At 33.6% G+C, this 18,637-nt stretch carries 15 protein-coding genes; 4 read left to right on the forward strand and 11 right to left on the reverse strand.

The features are described 5' to 3' along the window. Positions 1 to 8: 8 nt before the first annotated feature. The 6 genes from AC3OCB_RS04905 to AC3OCB_RS04930 all read right to left on the reverse strand — a co-directional run bounded on the left by AC3OCB_RS04905 (position 9) and on the right by AC3OCB_RS04930 (position 9,671). Complete coding sequence (locus AC3OCB_RS04905) at positions 9 to 2,189, reverse strand: tRNA(Met) cytidine acetyltransferase TmcA (RefSeq protein WP_498341131.1); 2,181 nt, start codon at positions 2,187 to 2,189, stop codon at positions 9 to 11. Then, the gene (locus tag AC3OCB_RS04910; protein WP_498341132.1) at positions 2,179 to 4,125 is read right to left on the reverse strand and encodes a COG1361 S-layer family protein; all 1,947 of its coding nucleotides are present in this window, start codon (positions 4,123 to 4,125) and stop codon (positions 2,179 to 2,181) included. The genes AC3OCB_RS04905 and AC3OCB_RS04910 overlap by 11 nt, the downstream gene beginning before the upstream one ends. Positions 4,126 to 4,212: 87 nt before the next feature. After that, positions 4,213 to 6,687: an MMPL family transporter gene (locus AC3OCB_RS04915; protein WP_498341133.1), complete on the reverse strand. Its 2,475-nt coding sequence runs from the start codon at positions 6,685 to 6,687 to the stop codon at positions 4,213 to 4,215. 68 nt (positions 6,688 to 6,755) lie between these two features. Then, positions 6,756 to 7,250 (reverse strand): hypothetical protein, encoded by a 495-nt coding sequence (locus AC3OCB_RS04920; RefSeq protein WP_498341135.1) that lies wholly within the window; start codon positions 7,248 to 7,250, stop codon positions 6,756 to 6,758. A 205-nt stretch (positions 7,251 to 7,455) separates the two neighbouring features. Continuing rightward, positions 7,456 to 9,252, reverse strand: a complete 1,797-nt coding sequence (locus AC3OCB_RS04925; protein WP_498341136.1) for a glycoside hydrolase family 15 protein — start codon at positions 9,250 to 9,252, stop codon at positions 7,456 to 7,458. A 47-nt stretch (positions 9,253 to 9,299) separates the two neighbouring features. Then, the gene (locus AC3OCB_RS04930; protein ID WP_498341137.1) at positions 9,300 to 9,671 is read right to left on the reverse strand and encodes a NifB/NifX family molybdenum-iron cluster-binding protein; all 372 of its coding nucleotides are present in this window, start codon (positions 9,669 to 9,671) and stop codon (positions 9,300 to 9,302) included. A gap of 125 nt (positions 9,672 to 9,796) precedes the next feature. Here AC3OCB_RS04930 and acs point away from each other — a divergent pair, with 125 nt between their 5' ends. Together acs and AC3OCB_RS04940 are read left to right on the forward strand one after the other, a co-directional pair. Next, on the forward strand, positions 9,797 to 11,785 hold the full coding sequence (gene acs, locus AC3OCB_RS04935; RefSeq protein ID WP_498341138.1) for an acetate--CoA ligase: 1,989 nt from the start codon (positions 9,797 to 9,799) through the stop codon (positions 11,783 to 11,785). Positions 11,786 to 11,794: 9 nt separating this feature from the next. Further along, on the forward strand, positions 11,795 to 12,007 hold the full coding sequence (locus AC3OCB_RS04940; RefSeq protein ID WP_498341139.1) for a hypothetical protein: 213 nt from the start codon (positions 11,795 to 11,797) through the stop codon (positions 12,005 to 12,007). On the opposite strand, the gene AC3OCB_RS04945 is transcribed toward AC3OCB_RS04940, so the two are convergent. Both AC3OCB_RS04945 and AC3OCB_RS04950 read right to left on the reverse strand, forming a co-directional pair. Further along, entirely contained in the window at positions 11,996 to 13,117 is a 1,122-nt protein-coding gene (locus AC3OCB_RS04945) for a glycosyltransferase family 2 protein (RefSeq protein ID WP_498341140.1), read from the reverse strand. The two genes, AC3OCB_RS04940 and AC3OCB_RS04945, sit on opposite strands and share 12 nt — an antisense overlap. 163 nt (positions 13,118 to 13,280) lie before the next feature. Then, positions 13,281 to 13,877, reverse strand: a complete 597-nt coding sequence (locus tag AC3OCB_RS04950; protein ID WP_498341141.1) for an MBL fold metallo-hydrolase — start codon at positions 13,875 to 13,877, stop codon at positions 13,281 to 13,283. Between the two features lie 74 nt (positions 13,878 to 13,951). On the opposite strand from AC3OCB_RS04950, the gene AC3OCB_RS04955 reads away from it, so the two are divergent. Beyond that, positions 13,952 to 15,268: a class II fumarate hydratase gene (locus tag AC3OCB_RS04955; protein WP_498341142.1), complete on the forward strand. Its 1,317-nt coding sequence runs from the start codon at positions 13,952 to 13,954 to the stop codon at positions 15,266 to 15,268. Between the two features lie 57 nt (positions 15,269 to 15,325). On the opposite strand, the gene AC3OCB_RS04960 is transcribed toward AC3OCB_RS04955, so the two are convergent. Both AC3OCB_RS04960 and AC3OCB_RS04965 read right to left on the reverse strand, forming a co-directional pair. After that, entirely contained in the window at positions 15,326 to 15,568 is a 243-nt protein-coding gene (locus tag AC3OCB_RS04960; protein WP_498341143.1) for a hypothetical protein, read from the reverse strand. Further along, positions 15,555 to 16,526, reverse strand: a complete 972-nt coding sequence (locus tag AC3OCB_RS04965) for an alpha/beta hydrolase (RefSeq protein ID WP_498341144.1) — start codon at positions 16,524 to 16,526, stop codon at positions 15,555 to 15,557. Before AC3OCB_RS04965 ends, AC3OCB_RS04960 begins: the two co-directional genes overlap by 14 nt. A 40-nt stretch (positions 16,527 to 16,566) precedes the next feature. Between AC3OCB_RS04965 and AC3OCB_RS04970 the strand changes: the two genes are divergently transcribed. Further along, positions 16,567 to 18,132 carry a cation:proton antiporter gene (locus AC3OCB_RS04970; RefSeq protein WP_498341145.1) on the forward strand — a complete coding sequence of 522 codons (1,566 nt, stop codon included), beginning with the start codon at positions 16,567 to 16,569 and terminating at the stop codon, positions 18,130 to 18,132. On the opposite strand, the gene AC3OCB_RS04975 is transcribed toward AC3OCB_RS04970, so the two are convergent. After that, positions 18,095 to 18,631, reverse strand: a complete 537-nt coding sequence (locus AC3OCB_RS04975) for a DUF429 domain-containing protein (protein WP_498341146.1) — start codon at positions 18,629 to 18,631, stop codon at positions 18,095 to 18,097. The genes AC3OCB_RS04970 and AC3OCB_RS04975 overlap by 38 nt on opposite strands. Positions 18,632 to 18,637 lie beyond the last annotated feature (6 nt).

Genomic DNA, 18,637 nt, shown 5'->3' on the forward strand with positions numbered 1-18,637 from the left:
TAGCACGGTTAAATAAAAGCTTTCATAAGTTTATTTACACTACTTAAAAGTATCTCCTCTACCTCTCTAGGGGTCTTATTTAAAGCATAGCTTATGTGTGACCAGCTTCTTCCTTGAAGTACTCTACCAACTAACGTGGCCTCTTCTATTATATCAAGGTTTATTGGTCTTTCCCAGAAATACTTCTCTGTTAGTATATTGATTGCATCAGCAACTGAGTTATAAGGTAGAATTCCCTCTAAGAAAGCCTTAATTTTTTCTATGTAATATGAGTCAAGATCATTAACCTTTTGATATATTGGTATTGAGTCTAAGAGCTTTGCCAAAGTGATAGGAGATACATTAAAGTAAACTTGATGAGCAGTTTTTATTATTTTCATTTTGAGCTTAAATGAAAGAAGATTTACAATCTTTTTTGTTTTCTCGTTAAATGGATAAAGAACAATAACTGAATACCCATTTAGTCCCTCATTTTTCCTTGAAGCAAGATATACGGGATAGAACCCGTTTTTTGACCAAAAATTCAAGACTTTATAATCCATCACAAAAGATGAACCTAACCAGTCTAGGTTTTCTTTTTCAGCTTCTTTCTTTACTTCAGAAAGGAGTTTTGAGCCTATCCCTTTACTTTGAAACTCCGGTAAAACTGCAATCCTTATCACTCTCCATCCACTTAGTTTTCCAAATTCGCTTACTCTCTCATATTTTACTATCCGATGGGGTATTAGATTACCTAAATTACTCTCACCTTGCATTAGACTTCTTACTTTTTCATCTGATAGTCCTCCTTCATATACTATCTGTGATACTCCTAAATCATCTAAAGAGAAAATCTTTTGAAAATGTAAATCGCCCAACAACATCAGATCGTCTGGAGAATTCCTATAATGAGCAGAAACTAATATTCCGTAAATTTGTCTTAACTCGCTGTCATTCTTGAAAAGTTCTTCTCTGCTAATTTCTCTGAAAGATCCGGGATTTTGCTTTATTTTCGGCTCAGCATCTAACAGCATAACATCATAAATGAACCTCTCTATCGGATCACCCTTAGCATACCTTATTGGAAAATCTAGCGTAACATGTTTTAGAGTATATTTTTGTTTTAAGCTCATTAAGTACTTAAGAAAAGCTTTCCCAGATCCTTCATAACCGTGAATAGTTGAAATTAACACAACCTTGTTCCAACTATTAATTAAATATTCCAGAGTTTCCGTTCCAATAGCTGCTGCCTCATCGACAACTATCAAATACCCTTCATAATCTTTAGCTAGATCTGGGGCAAGCCATCTTACTATTACTTCCCCTGCTGAAACTTTCATGATTTTGCCGTCTTTCGATTTAGTTATCTTGTGTTTAACACCTAGCACCTCTAGACCTTTTATTAAAAACTTGAAAATTTCAGAGGAAGAGAAGTAAGATGGAGAAGTTATTATGATAATAGTTGGTTCTCTGTATTTTTTCTTCACTATGTAAGAGAGAAATAGACCTACGACTGCAGATTTTCCTCTTCCTCTAGGGGAAGTTATAGCTAAAATTCTTTTTTTAATATCATCATGAAGTATAAACGTGGATTCTTCTAAAGCCTTATTCTGGTCTTCACTTAAGCAAAGATTGTGAAGAGAAAGAGGAAGAGAAGGATTTTGAGGAATTTTAGGCTTAGGCTTACTTACGTCTTTTTCATTAAAAGTCTTAAAACTTACCTTACTATCCTTTACATAAATTATCCCCGGGTAGGACTTTAGTTTTCTTAAAAATCTATCTTCGAAATAACTGTCAATCATGCCGTCTTTTATCAGACTATTTCTATATAGTTTGTTTTGATATAAATTATCAGTATAAATTACTGTAAGTCCTCCACCCCTTGTCATATCAACTAGTCTTGATATATAGTTCGGCCTAAAATCGTCAACAGCGTCTAAAATTACTAAATCATATGTTTCTCCAAGGTATTTTTCTGAGGAAGAATAATCTATATCTATGACTGGTAAACCAATATTCTGCTTAAAAAAATTTAGTCTATCTTTTGAGCCAGAAACCCATGGATGAAAAGCATAAGCTATTCTAGGTTTTTTATTAATTTTGAGAAAAATATTTATAAATTCTAGGCTTTTATCTAAGTAATTTTCTCCTTCAATAAAAAGTAAATGTCGATAATAAAAATCTACTGCCTTTTTGAATTCACTGTCCACTGTGCTTTCTCCTACCTCTTAGTCCTATAACAAGAATTATTAAGATTATTATAATTATCACAATAATTATTGCTAGCCAACTTATCGTGTATTTGTTGTTGTTAACTTCAACTGTAATGCCTTGTGAGACTATGTTGCTAAACGCTGAAGGAGACACTTGCACAGTAAACTTATCATTCTGAACAAATGGGAATAAACCACCAGTCTGATTCCATAGTAGTGTTATTGGTATAGTGTAGTTACCTGGATTGGCACCACTGCTTACTTCTATATCGTAAGTTACATTTACTTCTTCTCCAGGTGCTATGTCACCTAGAAATACTTCAGATGCTGAAAGAGCCATTAAAGGATTGGAACTACTCACGTATGGATAGATCACGTTGCTAGTACCTATTATAGCTTTTACGTTCTTAGCTGTGGCATTACCAACGTTTTTAACTGTTACTGTAATAGGTACATTAGATGCTCCTGCACCGAGAGATGGGTAATATACATGAACAATTTGTAGGTTTGCTTTTGGATAGACTTCCATCTTGATACTTTTAACATATTTTCCACCATCATACTTTACTGTGAAATTAAAGTAATAGTAGCCTGGAGCTGTATTATTGGGGATATTCACAAGGAAAGTTATATTTGCAGGTACGCCTTGAGGTAATGCTCCTAAATCAAATGTATTTTGAGAGATAACTTGGAACGGAGAGGAAAGTGATACAGTAACATTATTAGCTAACGCGGAACCAAAATTCACTACTATTGCTTTTACTTCTACATCATAATATCCAGGGAAGAGCTGTGGAGGAATCGTAAATGCGTTAACTGTTATATTAGGTGAGTATATTATTACTGGAGTGTATACTGTAGTTTTTGTTTGGAAGTATTGAAGAGTAACTGGTATGTAATAAACTCCGGGAGTAGCATTTGAATAAACATTGACAGTAACTGTAACATAATTATATTCGCCAGCTGGAACTATTCCTATATACCCTGTTTTTTGTATAAATTGTATAGGATACTCTGAATTAAAGTTCAAGGACACATTTAAAGCATTAACATCTCCTAGGTTCCTTACTATAAATGTTAAAGGCACTTGTGTTTCCCCTGGAGATACTGTTATTGGAGAACTAATAGATCCCCATAGAGTTGAGATAGAGAAATTAGCATAACCGTTTATGTTAACTGTCATGTTAACTGTTTGTTTTACTCCGTTAAAGTACTCTACTTGAATCGGAATAGTATAGATTCCTTCCGAAGCATTTGGGTAAATACTTGCATATGTTGTTACTTCAACTGGTTGTCCTACTGGTAGATACCCAACACTTATCGAAGAAGACTCAAATTTAACCGGAAATTGAGATTTTAAGAGGACTGAGACGTTAGAAGCTACTACATTTCCAGTATTTACCAAGACAATAGTTAGCGGTAAATTGTTTTCCCCTCCTGCAACTACTAAAGGTGAACTCAACGAGCCCCAGACCGATTGCGCAGAGACTGAAACATAACCTAGAATTGGGATAACAGCAGATACATTTTTACTTACTATAGTTCCATTAGGTAGTTTGCCAGAGATTTTTATATAGGCTTTATAAACCCCGTCTGAGGCGCTAGGTGACACTTTATATAAGAAGGTTGCATTGACAGAACTTCCAGTAGAAAGTTCTGGGATTGTTATATTCTCTGTATTATTATAATATTCATAAAGTGAGAATGGGAATACTGAAAGAGGGGTTATGTTAACATCAAAGAGAGGGGACCCTAGATTTACTACAGTAAACGTAAGTGGGACTGGACTTTCTCCTGGTGCTATTAAGTGAGATGTATGGGAAAAAGCTGTGAGATCAACAGTAAGTGGTGTTTGTGAAAAAACTACTAGTGACAGAGATAGAACGAAAAGAGATGCTAGAACGATGCCTAAAATTTTATTTCCGAATTGCATATGCGAAATAGATATATCTAAACTAATAAAACTAACTGACCTAAAAATAGATATATCGAAATAAAAGATCAGCAAGGATCGAGTAAATCATCCATCATCCCTTGTAAGGCTCATCACCTTAGGCCACCAATTATATTTCTTCAATATTGCTAGTATAGCTGGCACAAATATAGGTCTAACTATGAAAGTATCGAAGAGGATTGTTATTCCCACACCGATTCCTATCTCCTGCAAAAACCTCATATTAGAAGCCCCTAAAGAGAGAAAAGCACCAGCTAATATTAGTCCAGCAGCGGTAACTACTAATCCAGTATTTTTAACAGCATTTACTATTCTATCTTCTTCACTTCCTTTCTCTTCTAAAATCCTTATTATTATAAACATATCATAATCTATCCCTAAACTGTACATAATTGCAAATACTATAAGTGGTGATAACCAATAAAGATTACCATAAATTAAATAAAGAATTGCGACACCGACTAAAGAACTTAATAACAACGTCAGACTAAGCCTCAATGGAACTATAATCGAACCTAAAGCTACTATTAAATAGACAGTAATTATAGCAATTGTTAAAGGAAGAACCTCTATATAATATAAGTGGACTGTGTTATCTACTATATCTACTCTTTCAGCATTACTTCCACCCACTAGATAACCTTGGTTAATTAACTGATTCGTAAAGTTGATTGCCCCCTTGCTAAATACTGGATAAGGTATATAGACTTCCAACAAAGAGTAGTTGTGTGAATAGTACAAATTAGTTATATAAGTTGGATTTTTAAATATCGTTTTGCCTATTGATGCCGGCCCATAGACTAATGCCCCCTCGTTAATAAGTTTTTGAGTCAAGTTGTATATTTTAGAATATGAGGCGTTTGGGTTTCCTTGAATTATAACATAGTCCACACTATAGTTGTAGAAATGAGCTAATTCTTCTTCTCCTACTACAACATTTGAAGACGAAGGAACAATCTCTCTTATTGAAACGTTAGTTGTGTGAGTAGTGAAGACATAGAAAGCTCCTATACCCAGAAGAACCATAGCTACCAATATAAAGTACCTCTTATTTATTGCAAAACGAGAAATCCTCTCCAAATATTTCTGTCTTACGTCTACCGGATTAGGTACTTCCTTCCTTGGGAAACTAAGCTTCTTTATATCTATGCTTCCTAGCATACTTCTCATGAAAAGAAGTGCTGGAATTAATGAGGATACAGAAGCTATAACTAAAGCAATACCAATATTCCTCAGTAAGGGAGAGGACGATATAATGAAAGATGAAAATCCTAGAGATATACTTAATCCACTCAATACAACAGCTTTCCCTGCTGTTTTAAAGGCTCTATTTAAAGGATATTGTGAACCTTTTCTCGCTTCCTCAAAATATCTATAAAGGAAAAGAATAGAATAGTCTACAGTAATTCCAAACACAATAGGAGGGATCACTAAACCAGAAATGTAATAAATGGAGTATCCAAAAAACGTCATTACATAAAGTAATGAATAAGCTATGACTAACCCTATAACAGCGCTTAATATTAATAGAATGATTGGGAGAACCGATCTTATTAAAACTATTAAGAGAACTGCTAAGATAGCTACAGTAACTACGTCAATTGTCTTTATATCTTGTTCTGTTACAACCGCTGACTCAGCATAAATAGGTAAATGTCCAGTTACTGTAGCATTAAGATTGCTCATGAAATTTTCTACATTTGTTAAACTCTCATTAGAAGGAACTTGAATAATAAACAACCACTTGTCTCCTTTGTGAAATTGATTTATACTAATAGGTTGAGGAGGAAACTCTTTTTCTATGAGGCTTACTGAGTAATTAAAAGGATCTTGAATCTCTTCAAATGTAACGTTTTCTCCCGTAATTTCGTGTATTAAATATACATAGTCAGAAGGAGAAAAGTTAGATAGTGTACTTGATATCAATGATGCATTTGTATAATTGTTAAAGGAAAACATGAGAATAAACGGATCTTTAAATAAGATAAGACTGGCATTTCTAGCTTTTTCTAATGTACTTCCATTTAAATGCGTATATATTCCTAAGAACTTAACTACAGTAGAGCTATTGCTCTGAACTTTACCTAATGGAGCACCATAGGTGACGTTTAATTGATATTGGAAATTCGTAAGGTTGCTAAGTATTATTTCTCTTTGCAATGTTAAGTTTTGATACAAGTTATGAAGTGGTAAAATTTGATTGTAAACTTTCTCAATTAGAGGTTTGACTGTCTTAAAATAAGTATTATTACTTTGGTTTAAGATATCGTAAGGGGTCAAAAGTTTGAAATTTTGAAGATATTTACTCGCTGTTATGTTAATTAAGTGAGAAGCAACCGAGTAGTTCCCTTGAATTAACACATAAATCTCATCTTCACTAGAGTAATTGAAATAATTAATTAGTATATTCTTAACTTTAACACTAGCGTATTGGTTGGTTAAGAAAGGGGAATCAGAATATACGAAAAGATGTTGAATATTTAATGCAATCGGAGCGAGCGCTAATAGAACTACAAACCATAAAATTATATAAGCTTTCATAATTTAAAGGTCATTGGGATTAAATAAAAAGGTTAGTCATAATTTTTATAACATACTAGATAGAGAACTTAAAGTTGAACCATAACAACTCTATTGATTATTTTCTTTGCCAATTGAGAAACTAAGTTATTCCAAATATCATTTAATGTTCTTCCTTTTGGCTTTGCTTTTAATTGTGAGGAAACATTTTTAATGCCATATCTGCACTCTGCTCTTAGTGGACATGTTTCGCATTCATATTTATGTGAGTTTAAATCCATTAGTACAATTCCATTTTTAGTAACACTGAGAAGCGCCTTATCTAATATTATTTTATTTTCCTCAACTACAAAAGGAATTACTATACCTTTTACTAACGCATTATCTTCTATCAAACCAAGATTTTTGAAGAAATCTAGAATACAATAGTAATAACTTTTGCTTACACTATCTCTTTTTTGAGAAGACAACACTTTTAAGTACTTTTCATCGAAAATCTTGTTAAATATCTCCCTACTTACTAGCAGGATCTTTTCTGAACTCTTTAAAGGTCTATCATACTTTATAAGCTTATAATCACACATCAATTATATATATTCATAAAGAATTATTATATTTTTCATCTTGGACTATTTTATCTTAAGAAGAAAAATACTCCCAAATTCAATTGATGTAAAACCTACGTGTAGTTCTCAAATTCTCTAATATACGCTAATATACTATAATAAAAAGCTCTAGTGCAGAGGAGAAATAAAATGTCATATGAAAATTATATCTCTTTCTAATATACTAAACTTGTTTATAATAATAGATTGTTTTTACAAATTCTGCATGGCTCCAAACTAACGGAGAAACAGATGGATATGTGTCTTTAGTGCTAATTTGTTCTGGTATTACTCCAGTGGGTAACATTTTTCTAATTACCCAATCAATATATCCTTTTGCTTTCTTTTTGTCTCCTTCCAAGATGTATTGTTGAACCAGCCATAGCGTTGAAATAAACCATGCGTTAGGTTTGTCGTCTTGCTTCAAGTACCAGTCATTTTCATATCTAGCTATTCCTCCATTTACGTTAAGCCTTTCTTCAATAACTTTTCTGTTGCTCAAAACTCTGGGATCTCGTGGATCAAATGCTCCTAGTAAAGAAGCAAATAAGGTACTCGAATCTATTGTTTTGTCCAAAGTCTTATCTTCATACATTGTGCGAGCAAAATGGTCGCCGACATAAAACTTCTCTAAACCTTTCTTTACCTCATTCGCTGCGGTCAGATATTTATCTTTCAAATTTTCATCACCGAAAAATTCAGCAAACTTATATGCAGCAATTAGACCGGCATATACAGCTAAAGACGTGAAAAAGTGAGTGCCATATCTTTCTTCCCATAAATCATAAGATGGAAGAGGTAATCCAGTTTCCTCATCCCTATAGTCAATAAGAAATTTTGCGATCCTTTTTACAAATGGTGCATATAAGGGTTTCACAAAATCTATATCTGTAAACCTACTAAAATGGATCCAGAGGGCATAAAGCATTAGTGCAGTCTCATCTTCTTGTATAGGTATGCTTCTAGTAGTCCAAGGGTGCCAAGTAGAGCCCCAATTTCCATCACAAGTATATTTTTGAAATAGAAATCCATTAAAGACAAGTGGTTTAGTGAAAAGAATTAGATTCCTAACTGGATCTTGATAACCATACAAAGTTAACGCCATAGACGTAATAGCCGCATCTCTGTGCCATACATAATTATAAGTGTCTTTGTTAAACCTCATAATGTCAGTATCTAAAGCAGCTGGCAAGGCTCCATTATTTTGCCAATGTGCCGCTATGACTAGTAAACTTCTCCTTACAAGATCATCATAATCTCTTGCTTTTACTAACCATGCTTTCCAATAGTTATCTGTCCTTCTTATTAACTCTCTAGGGGCCTTTCGTGCTACGTAGTTGTTTCTTTGGAAAACCTGATCATAGTTGTTTCCGCAGACAAGCCAGCAGTAGAAAACTGATGTTGATGTAACCCGGATACTACTTACAGAATCTACAGCTCCTTGTGCTATTGGATTTCCAGATAGTTCACCATCTTCAGCGTCTTTCCAAGTACCTAAATACCCCTCAGTCTCTTTATACCCTGTTGCGAATTGGTAAAATGGGATATCACATTTGAATAAAAACCACTTATCTCTCTTGTAATGAATAATTGAAGAAATAAATGGATCAAAAAGCGCAGTATCACCTATATCATTACCATTTATATGAAAGTCCCAGTGAAAGAAAATCCTTACTTCTTTGTCAGTAGTAATACTAAACTCCCTTACTAAGATAGGATAAGCCATATCTACGGTGTCTTTTATTTTTATCTTTACATCATTAAACTCCGTTTCCGCTATAGATGATAGTGAGTCTGCTTCATAGCTTATCTTCACTTGTAAGTCTTTTATCCAAGCAAATTTTCCATCTACCCATATCCCTATTTTACCTTCATGCAAATGGTTATCTAGAGGTAAAGGCCAGTACAACTCTCTGTAAGTAAGCTTACCATCAGAAAGAAGAGTTAAAGAACCATTACCTAAAATAATATGTCTGGTCATATAATGTTTTTAGAATAGCGTAAAAAATATTTTTGTTAAATAATTTTCTAATGGTGATGATATTCTCCGCGATGTTGTTCCTCATGTGTAGGTCTGTTTAATTCTGGCAATTCATTCTTTATCAATTTCTCTAAAGCTGTCTTTACATCTAGGCCTTCTGCTAAATACGCTTTAATTTTGTAGCTTTGTAATAATCTAATACCTGGTGGACCCATCTCAGCTACTATAAAAGCATTCACCCCTTTATCTATAGCAGACTTTAACATATGAGCACCTCTAGCTGCCATAGCTCTTAAAGCTGGATTCTCGTATTCCTCAATTAACTTATATTGACCGTTTTCTACATCATATATTTGAACACTTAATCCTTCTCCAGGGCCATCTACATATCCGTTTGTTACTGGTACGGCTACTCTCATCAATATCTATTTCGATATCAAAAATATAAAGTTAACTTCCTCTGAATAAAAAGAAATTAATCTATAAGACAACCAGTATATAGGTATGCTTAAAAGTTTTATACCTTTACGTTCACTTTATATTTATGTCAGTAAATTGGGCTCTTCCCTTCAACGAGCAAATAATTCCTAGTAAATATCAAAGTAAAACTATTTCTCCTTCTACTTATAAAGAGTTACATAAAATCGCAACAGAAAACTATAGAGACTTTTGGGCTTCAGTCGCATCTCAACTAGAATGGTTTAAACCATGGGAAAAAGTGATTGACGACTCTAATCCACCATTTTATAAATGGTTTTCTGGTGGAGAAATTAACTTATCTTATTTAGCAGTTGATAGGCATGCAAAAAGTTGGAGGAAGAATAAAGTCGCAATAATTTGGGAAGGAGAACCTGTAGATGAAAAGGGAAATCCAAGAGACGTAAAATATATAACTTATAACGACTTGTACAGAGAAGTTAATAGAGTCTCATACATTTTAAAAGAAGTATATGGATTAAAGAAAGGTGATGCTATATCACTGTACTTACCAATGATTCCAGAGCTACCAATATTTATGTTAGCCGCTGCTAGGTTAGGGATAATTTTTAGTGTTGTATTCTCTGGATTTAGTGCACAAGCATTAGCAGATAGAATGAATGATGCGAAAGCTAAGCTTCTAGTCACTGCAGACGGTGGATGGAGAAGGGGTAAAATAGTCCCATTAAAAGATATTGCAGACAAGGCACTAGAGAGTGCACCTTCAGTTCAGCATGTTTTAGTTGTTAGAAGAACCGGAAATAGCATAAATATGAAAGATGGAAGAGATGAATATTATGATAACGTGTATAAACAAGTACCATTGAATGTCCAAGTTGAGCCAGAAAGGACTAAGAGTGAAGACCCTCTATTCATTCTTTACACTTCTGGAACTACTGGAAAACCAAAAGGAATTGTGCATGATATTGGTGGTTATTCAACAATACTTCACGCAACAATGAACTGGGTATTTGACATAAAGGATAGTGACATAATGTGGACAAGCGCTGATATTGGCTGGATTACTGGACATTCTTACATAGTATTTGGACCATTGTTAGAAGGCGCTACGACAGTAATGTATGAAGGAGCCTTAGATTATCCTTCTCCAGATAGATGGGCATCAATAATAGAAAGGTATGGCGTTACAATACTTTATACTTCACCCACAGCTATAAGGTCATTTATGAAATTCGGAGAGGAGACATATAAGAATCATGACTTTTCTACAATCAGATTGATGCATTCCGTTGGAGAACCAATTAACCCAGAGGCATTTAGATGGTTCTTCAAGCTTGTTGGAAAAGAAAGCATTCCATTTGGGAGCACATGGTGGATGACGGAGACTGGTGGAATTATGATAAGTCATTTACCCGGATTGTACTTAATTCCACTTAAACCGGGTACTAATGGAATGCCGTTACCCGGTATTGACGCAGACGTTCTTGATGAGAATGGAAATCCAACAAAGCCAGAAGAGAGAGGATATTTAGTAATAAAGAAACCATGGCCTGGAATGCCGTTAACTATATGGGGAGACCCAGAAAGATATGTAAAAGTATATTGGAACAAGTTCCAAGGAATGTTTTATCCCGGAGATTTTGCTGTAAAAGATGCTGATGGTTACTTCTGGATATTAGGAAGAGCAGATGAAGTAATAAAGGTAGCTGGCCATAGACTAGGAACTTATGAGCTAGAATCAGCTCTTATTCATCATCCTGCAGTAGCTGAAGCAGCTGTAATAGGAGTTCCAGATCCAGTAAAAGGTGAGGTGCCAGTCGCCTTTGTAGTTCTAAGAGCTGGTCAAAAACCGTCAGAGGATTTAAAGAAGAGTCTAAATGACTGGGTAAGAGAGCAAGTAGGTGCTATTGCTGCATTTAGTGGAATATACTTTGTATCAAAACTTCCAAAGACAAGAAGTGGAAAGATAATGAGAAGAGTGATAAGAGCAGTGTTAACTAATCAATCCATCGGAGATGTGACCACGTTAGAAGATGAGGCATCAGTAGATGAAGTAAAGAAGGCTTATGAAGAATTAAAGAAAGAAATTTCATAACTCTTTTTTATGGATATCAAAATCTTACGTGTATCCAAAAAAGATAATTTTGAAGAAGTAGAAGGATTAGTTCCTGGTAGGTGTGCCGTAGGTTTTTATCACGTGAAGATAAGAATACAAGGGTTTAAACTAATTGATTCAGAGTGTGAATGTAAAGAAAAAATCTGTTCACATACAATAAAACTTCAAATGGCTTATATAAGAAAAAGATCATCTAGTTAACCAGTCTTGCCACCAAAACGTAAATATCGCGTATAGAGATGCTAAGTATTGGACAACCAAAGCGACAGAACCATAAATTAAGGTCTTTAGCCTATCTTCTGGTATTAGGTAGACGAAGGCAAGGATAAAGGGCAACACGGCTATTGTTCCAGCAAAATGAATAAAATAGAATAATAAATCTGGAGAGTGAAAACGTGAAGGAACAAATAATATTATATCAATAGTTTTCACAGAAAAATCTTTTAGTGAAAATAATAACTTGGCATATCTCTCAAATTCCATATACATGAAAAGAATGGTAAATAAAGGTAACAAATTAGTATAAATTGCATTGAAAACGTATAATGTTCCTCTCTTTCCTACGCTACCATCTATGATTTCTTTAATGAAATTGAGATAGTTAGCCCTTGTCCATCTTATAACTTGCCTAGTAAAAACTTTAATATCTTTGGGTGGTTTAGTGTAGGCTACAGCATCGAAGACTTTTACTGCTCTATAGCCATTCTTTATTACGTAATCCGTAAGATCTCTGTCATCAGATATTATAATATCCTTTCCAAACATTTTTGGCTCTAAAAATTCTTTAGAAGTGATATAAGGTTTGACTATTTCAGTTTTATAAATCACGCATTGCCCACTCAAAATTATACTGTTACCAAAATAACTTACTGCTCTATTTACGATTTCACTTAATCTCTCGAAGAATTCGCTATAGTAATATGCATATTTATTCTTTCCATACATAATTCTTATATTAGGCCCTATGCCCCCCACGTCTTCAGTAAAGTTACTTATAAGTTTTAATAGAGAGTCTTTTTCAATTATCGTATCACTATCTAAAAAGAGAACCAGAGGGGAATAGACATTTTTAATTCCCTCTGCTAACGCATATCTTTTACCTTTATGCTCTTTTACATAAATAAACTTACCATGATATTTTTCCGTAATAGATTTGTAAGGTTCTAAAGAACTGTCACCTACAACTATGAATTCAATCCCAATATCATGAACCGTTTTTATCACCTTTTCGAAGATTTTTGTGTCCTCATTGTAAACAGGGATTACTGCTGTTACATCTGATAAAGTATACTTGGATACTCCCCTAGTCATTTTTTTACCGCTTTGAACAGCAAATAAGGAGTTAAGAGAGAAATATAGAACAGTAATTAATGTAAAAGATAAAGAATAAATAAGATATGAAACGCCGTGAAATAAATGAAACATTACAATCACTTTTATTTATGATATCGAAATATATAACGGTTTCTCAAAATTACCAGTCGAATTCTCCGTTAATAAACGGATTTGTGATTTTCTCATATCCCAATGTTGTGAATAACCCATGACCTGGGTAAACAGTTAAACCGTCATCTAACTGCGTTAGTCTCTTTAAACTCTTCTTTAACAGTTCTTTATCTCCTCCTATATCATACCTTCCAATACTATTATTAAATAAGGTATCACCGGTAAAAATACCGTCATTCAGTAGATAACATACACTACCTAGTGTATGACCGGGTGTTTCTATTACTCTTAACTCTTCCTCACCAATTTTTACTACATCCCCTTCTTTCACAAATCCATCAATTTTTATCTCTTTAGTTCTTTCATCTTTTTTCATCAATTCCTCATCCTTTTCATGTATGTAGAAGGGAACGTCAAAGTAACTCTTAATTTGGGTAACACCTAACACATGATCAAAATGTCCATGTGTAGCATATATAGAATTTAACTTTATTTCATGTGCCTTTATATATTCTATTACCTCTACTGGGTTTTGCCCTGCATCTATTAAGATGGCGTCCTTACCAGATATTAGCAAATATGTGTTAGTTAAGTAATCACCAACAACGAATCGTCTGATTATCATCAATAAAAATCTCTTAGATATGCCTAAATAAGTTAACGCAAAAGTAATTAATCATTATTAACTTTTCTTATATAATGAAATACACTGAGACCGCCCCAAAACTTTTTATGAACACCGGAACGAGATTTCCTAGGAAGATAATTTGGGCTATGGGCTTAGTAAAATATGCCTGCGCAAAAGTAAATGCCGATCTTTCACTGCTAGATAAAGATATTGCAAAGGGAATAATGCAAGCTTCTAGGGAAGTAATGGAAGGTAAGCATGACGATAAAATAATTCTAGATGTATTTCAAACAGGTTCTGGCACTGGACTAAATATGAATGTAAATGAAGTAGTTGCAGAGAGAGCAACAGAATTAATAGGAAAGAAAGTCCATCCTAATGATCACGTAAATCTAGGCCAATCTTCAAATGATACCGCACCTACTGCTATGAGAATAGCTTCAGTATCAGCTGTTGAAGATAATCTAATTCCAGCACTTAGTAGATTAATTTCGCTTCTTAACAAGAAGAGTGAAGAATATAAAGATATTGTAAAATCTGGCAGAACCCATCTAAGAGATGCGCTCCCCGTAACACTAGGCCAAGAACTTTCTGCCTATGCAGATGCTTTTTCACATGACTTAGTGAGCTTACAAGAGATCTTGGAATATACAAAAGAGTTGCCGATAGGAGGCACTGCAGTAGGTACTGGACTAAATGCTCACCCCGAGTTCCAAGTAAGAGTTGTACAAGAAATTAACAATGAGACAAGCTTAGGATTTAAACCTGCAAATAAGTTCAGAGGATTAAGACTCCTAACAGATCTATTAACATTAAGTGGGATTTTAAGAACTATTGCAACAGACTTATATAGACTAGGACAAGATATTAGATTAATGTTCTCAGGGCCTATGACTGGACTTAATGAAATTGATTTACCTACTCAAGAGGAAATAGCTGGAAGTAGTATAATGCCCGGAAAAACAAATCCAGTGACTGTTGAGGCAACGCTTTTAGTATCTGCTCAAATAGTAGGTCTTGACCATGCTAACCAATTCGCCTCAATGTTAGGTGAATTTGAGTTAGCGATGGGTGTTCCACTGATTGGATATAATGTAGTCACTCAGGTAAACTTACTTAGCGAAGCATTAAACAAGTTTTCTGATTTAGTTATCGGAGGTATGGTGCCAAACGTAGAAAAGATGAAGAGATATGCAGAGAGCAGTCCTTCATTAATAACTGTTATCTCGCCACTTATAGGCTATGATAAAGCTAGTGAAATAGGAAAAAGGCTAAACAAGGGTATGTCAATTAGGGAAGCATTAAAAGAACTAGGGTTTAAGGATGAAGAGATAGATAAAATTCTCGATCTACAAAAGTTGGTTAAACCAGGGTTCCCAGCAAAGTAATTTTTTCTAGTTTGATTTAATTCCAAGTCTATAGAAAGAGACGGTAACCAAAGAGATTTAAGCAAATTTACATGATTTTTTTCTTGAATATAAAGTATTATAGATCTTACTTATACATGAATTCTCATCCTCTTTACATTCAAATAACTTGTACCCTTGACTAATTGCTTTTCTCATTTCTTCAGTGTTAAGTTCTTTCATGACAAGTATTTCAAATTTAGGCGAGTTATTTTGAATTTCAACTATTTTGTCTTCTTCTACCAAAAAAGTTCTTCCGTTGTAGAACCTAACTATAGTCATTACTAAACACCCTACTCACTAAAGAGAGCGATATGTCATATCTAGAAGATGTATTGAAGTGTCCACCATCAAATTCTTCATACTCATGTCTTATGTTATACTTTAACATTTTCCTATGGAGAATCTTGGATCCGTAGTTTATTTTAAATTCGTCCCTTGTCCCCGCATCTATATAAATTAATTTCAGTTTTTTTAAATTGTCAGCATATTTATCAATCAACCTTACAGGATCTTTCTCTAGCCATTTCTTCCATATGTCTTCAATTATTTCTCCAGTTTCAAGATCAAATGGTAAAAGAATTTTCTCTCCTTCTGGTGAATAAAAAGCAGCCATAGCAATAATATTTAGTGTATTTAGATCCTCTTTTTCTTTTTTGTTAACTTTACCCCAATATTTTCTAAGCCAATTATAATGATCTCCTTCTTTTTTTATTTGCCTTATTACGTATGGAAAATAAGGAAGATAAACGTACTCAAAGTAAGCATCACCAGAATGATCAACAATACCAGATATTATATCCGGGTATTTCATTCCAAGTACTAAGGATCCGTATCCACCTGAAGATTTGCCCATTAGCACTATGCTTCTTTGTCCATATAGATCCTTTAGTTGAGGAACAAGTTCTTTGATGAGAAAATCTTCATATAGTCCAACAGCCGTAGAATTAATATATTGGTTACCGCCTAACTTTGTGAAGAAGTCAGGCAAAACTACTATCATATTTTTTATGCTCTCTTGACGATAAAGTCTCTCCATTTTTTCTGTAATAGATTCCGAAAAAGGGTCGTAGTTCAGCAAAGCAATTGAGGAGGAAAGGAATCCACTTAAATAAATAACTATGGGAGCTTCAGAGACGTCATCAGAAGTTTGCAATATATATACTTTTCTCACATTAGGATCCTTTAATGGGTTGTCCTTTAGAACGTCACTTTCAATCTCATAACTTCTAATTATCATTTACGGAAATAATTATATTGTAAAAAAATATCTTTCTATTATGAATGAGCTAACGAGCCTTGCTGAATTACTAGTAATTGCTAGCTTCCTTGGGCTTCTACTGAGAAGAATTAATATTTCACCGGTTATTGCGTATTTAGTTTCTGGAATAATTGGAGTCTTGTTAGGAGTTAACTACAATGATTCAGCTTTTCAGTTCATCACATTTCTAGCTGTTAACTTATTATCGTTTGAGATGGGGGTCTCAGTTAACTTACTAGATTTGAAGAAAATGTTTGGAAAAATTATCTTTATAATCTTGACAGAGTTTATGATTGTTTTCACTATAGTTTTAGTTATTTCATTTATTTTAAAACTAAATATTCTTAGTACACTTCTCCTAACAATTATAGGATTTAATACTAGCTCTTCTATAGTTTATAAATTAGCAGAGAAAAGTTTAGATAAATCTGACTTAAAACTTATCTTGTCTGTAGCTTCTTTTGAAGACGCCTTAGCTTTCATAGTTTTTAGTTTCATAACTTCGCACACTTTTAATATAACTGAAATAATATTAGCCTCGATAATTTCACTCGTTCTAGGTTATTTAATCTCTAAACTACTGATAAATCCTACTGTTAGCTTTTCTGAAGACTCTATTATTCTTTCTGGGGTAGCCTCAATCTTCCTTTTTAATGTTTTAAGCCAAATTCTTAATATTCCATCCACCTTAGCCTCTTTTTTACTTGGAATGGGAACTTCAGTAGCCTCTAATGATAACGAAAAAATAGCTAATAGTCTAAAGCCATTAACAGACTTTACCTTAATCTTATTTTTCTTTGTTGCAGGCAGTTATATAAAGCTTTCAATCTACTTGATACTTGCAATTCCTATTGCAATAATTCTTATCTTGACAAAATATATAGCATTTAGTACTGCTTATTGGATATCCGGTGTTGAATTTATAAGGGCATTTAGAACGGGACTTTTCATGACAGCATTAAGCGAATTTGGAATAGTAATCTCGATTACTGCTCTTCAAGAGAATTTACCAGTAAGTATAGCTTATACTATTTCAACTGTAGTCGTAGCTCTATCCTCAACTATAGCTAGCATAGTTACATCAAGAGACAGAAGAATTATTCCATTATTAAACAGTATTTATATAAAAATGAACTTAACTAAAGTAGATAGCATAATTAAAAAATCTAATCTGTCAAATTTGAAAATACCTAATGTGATAAAATCTATTATAAGATATATTATAATAAGCATAGCAATAACTTTCTCTGGGACAACCATCGTTTATCTACTTTCAATCCTTAGTCCGTACCTAGTGTTCTTATCGTATTTCATTTTAGGGATCGTTCCCGTTATGCTTTATCTATTATTAACTAACACAATAAAAGAAATAAAAGGAAAGTATGGCGAATATGAACCTTTAATAAACCTCTTTCTTTCTGCTATATTTGTAATAATTAATGTTTTGTTTGATTTATTTCTCATAAAAACATTGCAAATAAGCTTTCTTCTTTCGATATTAGCAATAAGCATAGCCAGTCTAATATCAATCTTATTTATAAACAGAATTAGAAAGATACTCGAGGATTTAGAGAAGATATTTTGAAGCATTTGTTACCAAGTTTCTCGATTTCAAGTCTCCCTTTAGGTAATAAAAATATTTTTCCATCGTTTGCCGAAATTTCTACTGCCTTACCCTCATGATAGTGTAATGATACTAAAGCACACATTATTGCATCTACGACGTCCTTGCTGTTATCAATCTCCTTCCAATTAATATTAACATTTTTCATTGATGAAGTAGGATGAGTCTCTATAACAGTAGCGTTAGAAAACGTCTTCTGCAATGAAATAGCTTTATCAACTAAACTCTTCATCCATGAAGGTGGTAAGACTTTATACCCCCTTCTTTTCATTAACTTGTCTACTTCCCTATAACCAGATGAATGAGATAAAGGGGAGTCTATAGAAATGACTAAAGCGTCCTTACACTCTTCATAAATCTCTTCATTTGTCATTAACTCTTTAACACAAACTATGTCTCCTTCTAATACACCAACTGCTGATGGTCTTTTTACAGCTAAATCTATACCGCAAAACTTCAATACTTG

The sequence above is a fragment of the Sulfurisphaera sp. genome (genome assembly GCF_059755235.1).

Bases quoted from the DNA above. Each gene is read 5' to 3' on its own strand.
- AC3OCB_RS04945 (WP_498341140.1), bottom strand. From the start codon at position 13,117: ATGACTAGGGGAGTATCCAAGTATACTTTATCAGATGTAACAGCAGTA.
- acs (WP_498341138.1), top strand. From the start codon at position 9,797: ATGTCAGTAAATTGGGCTCTTCCCTTCAACGAGCAAATAATTCCTAGT.
- AC3OCB_RS04930 (WP_498341137.1), bottom strand. From the start codon at position 9,671: ATGAGAGTAGCCGTACCAGTAACAAACGGATATGTAGATGGCCCTGGA.
- AC3OCB_RS04910 (WP_498341132.1), bottom strand. From the start codon at position 4,125: ATGCAATTCGGAAATAAAATTTTAGGCATCGTTCTAGCATCTCTTTTC.
- AC3OCB_RS04940 (WP_498341139.1), top strand. From the start codon at position 11,795: ATGGATATCAAAATCTTACGTGTATCCAAAAAAGATAATTTTGAAGAA.
- AC3OCB_RS04925 (WP_498341136.1), bottom strand. From the start codon at position 9,252: ATGACCAGACATATTATTTTAGGTAATGGTTCTTTAACTCTTCTTTCT.
- AC3OCB_RS04920 (WP_498341135.1), bottom strand. From the start codon at position 7,250: ATGTGTGATTATAAGCTTATAAAGTATGATAGACCTTTAAAGAGTTCA.
- AC3OCB_RS04970 (WP_498341145.1), top strand. From the start codon at position 16,567: ATGAATGAGCTAACGAGCCTTGCTGAATTACTAGTAATTGCTAGCTTC.
- AC3OCB_RS04965 (WP_498341144.1), bottom strand. From the start codon at position 16,526: ATGATAATTAGAAGTTATGAGATTGAAAGTGACGTTCTAAAGGACAAC.
- AC3OCB_RS04915 (WP_498341133.1), bottom strand. From the start codon at position 6,687: ATGAAAGCTTATATAATTTTATGGTTTGTAGTTCTATTAGCGCTCGCT.
- AC3OCB_RS04955 (WP_498341142.1), top strand. From the start codon at position 13,952: ATGAAATACACTGAGACCGCCCCAAAACTTTTTATGAACACCGGAACG.
- AC3OCB_RS04960 (WP_498341143.1), bottom strand. From the start codon at position 15,568: ATGACTATAGTTAGGTTCTACAACGGAAGAACTTTTTTGGTAGAAGAA.
- AC3OCB_RS04950 (WP_498341141.1), bottom strand. From the start codon at position 13,877: ATGATAATCAGACGATTCGTTGTTGGTGATTACTTAACTAACACATAT.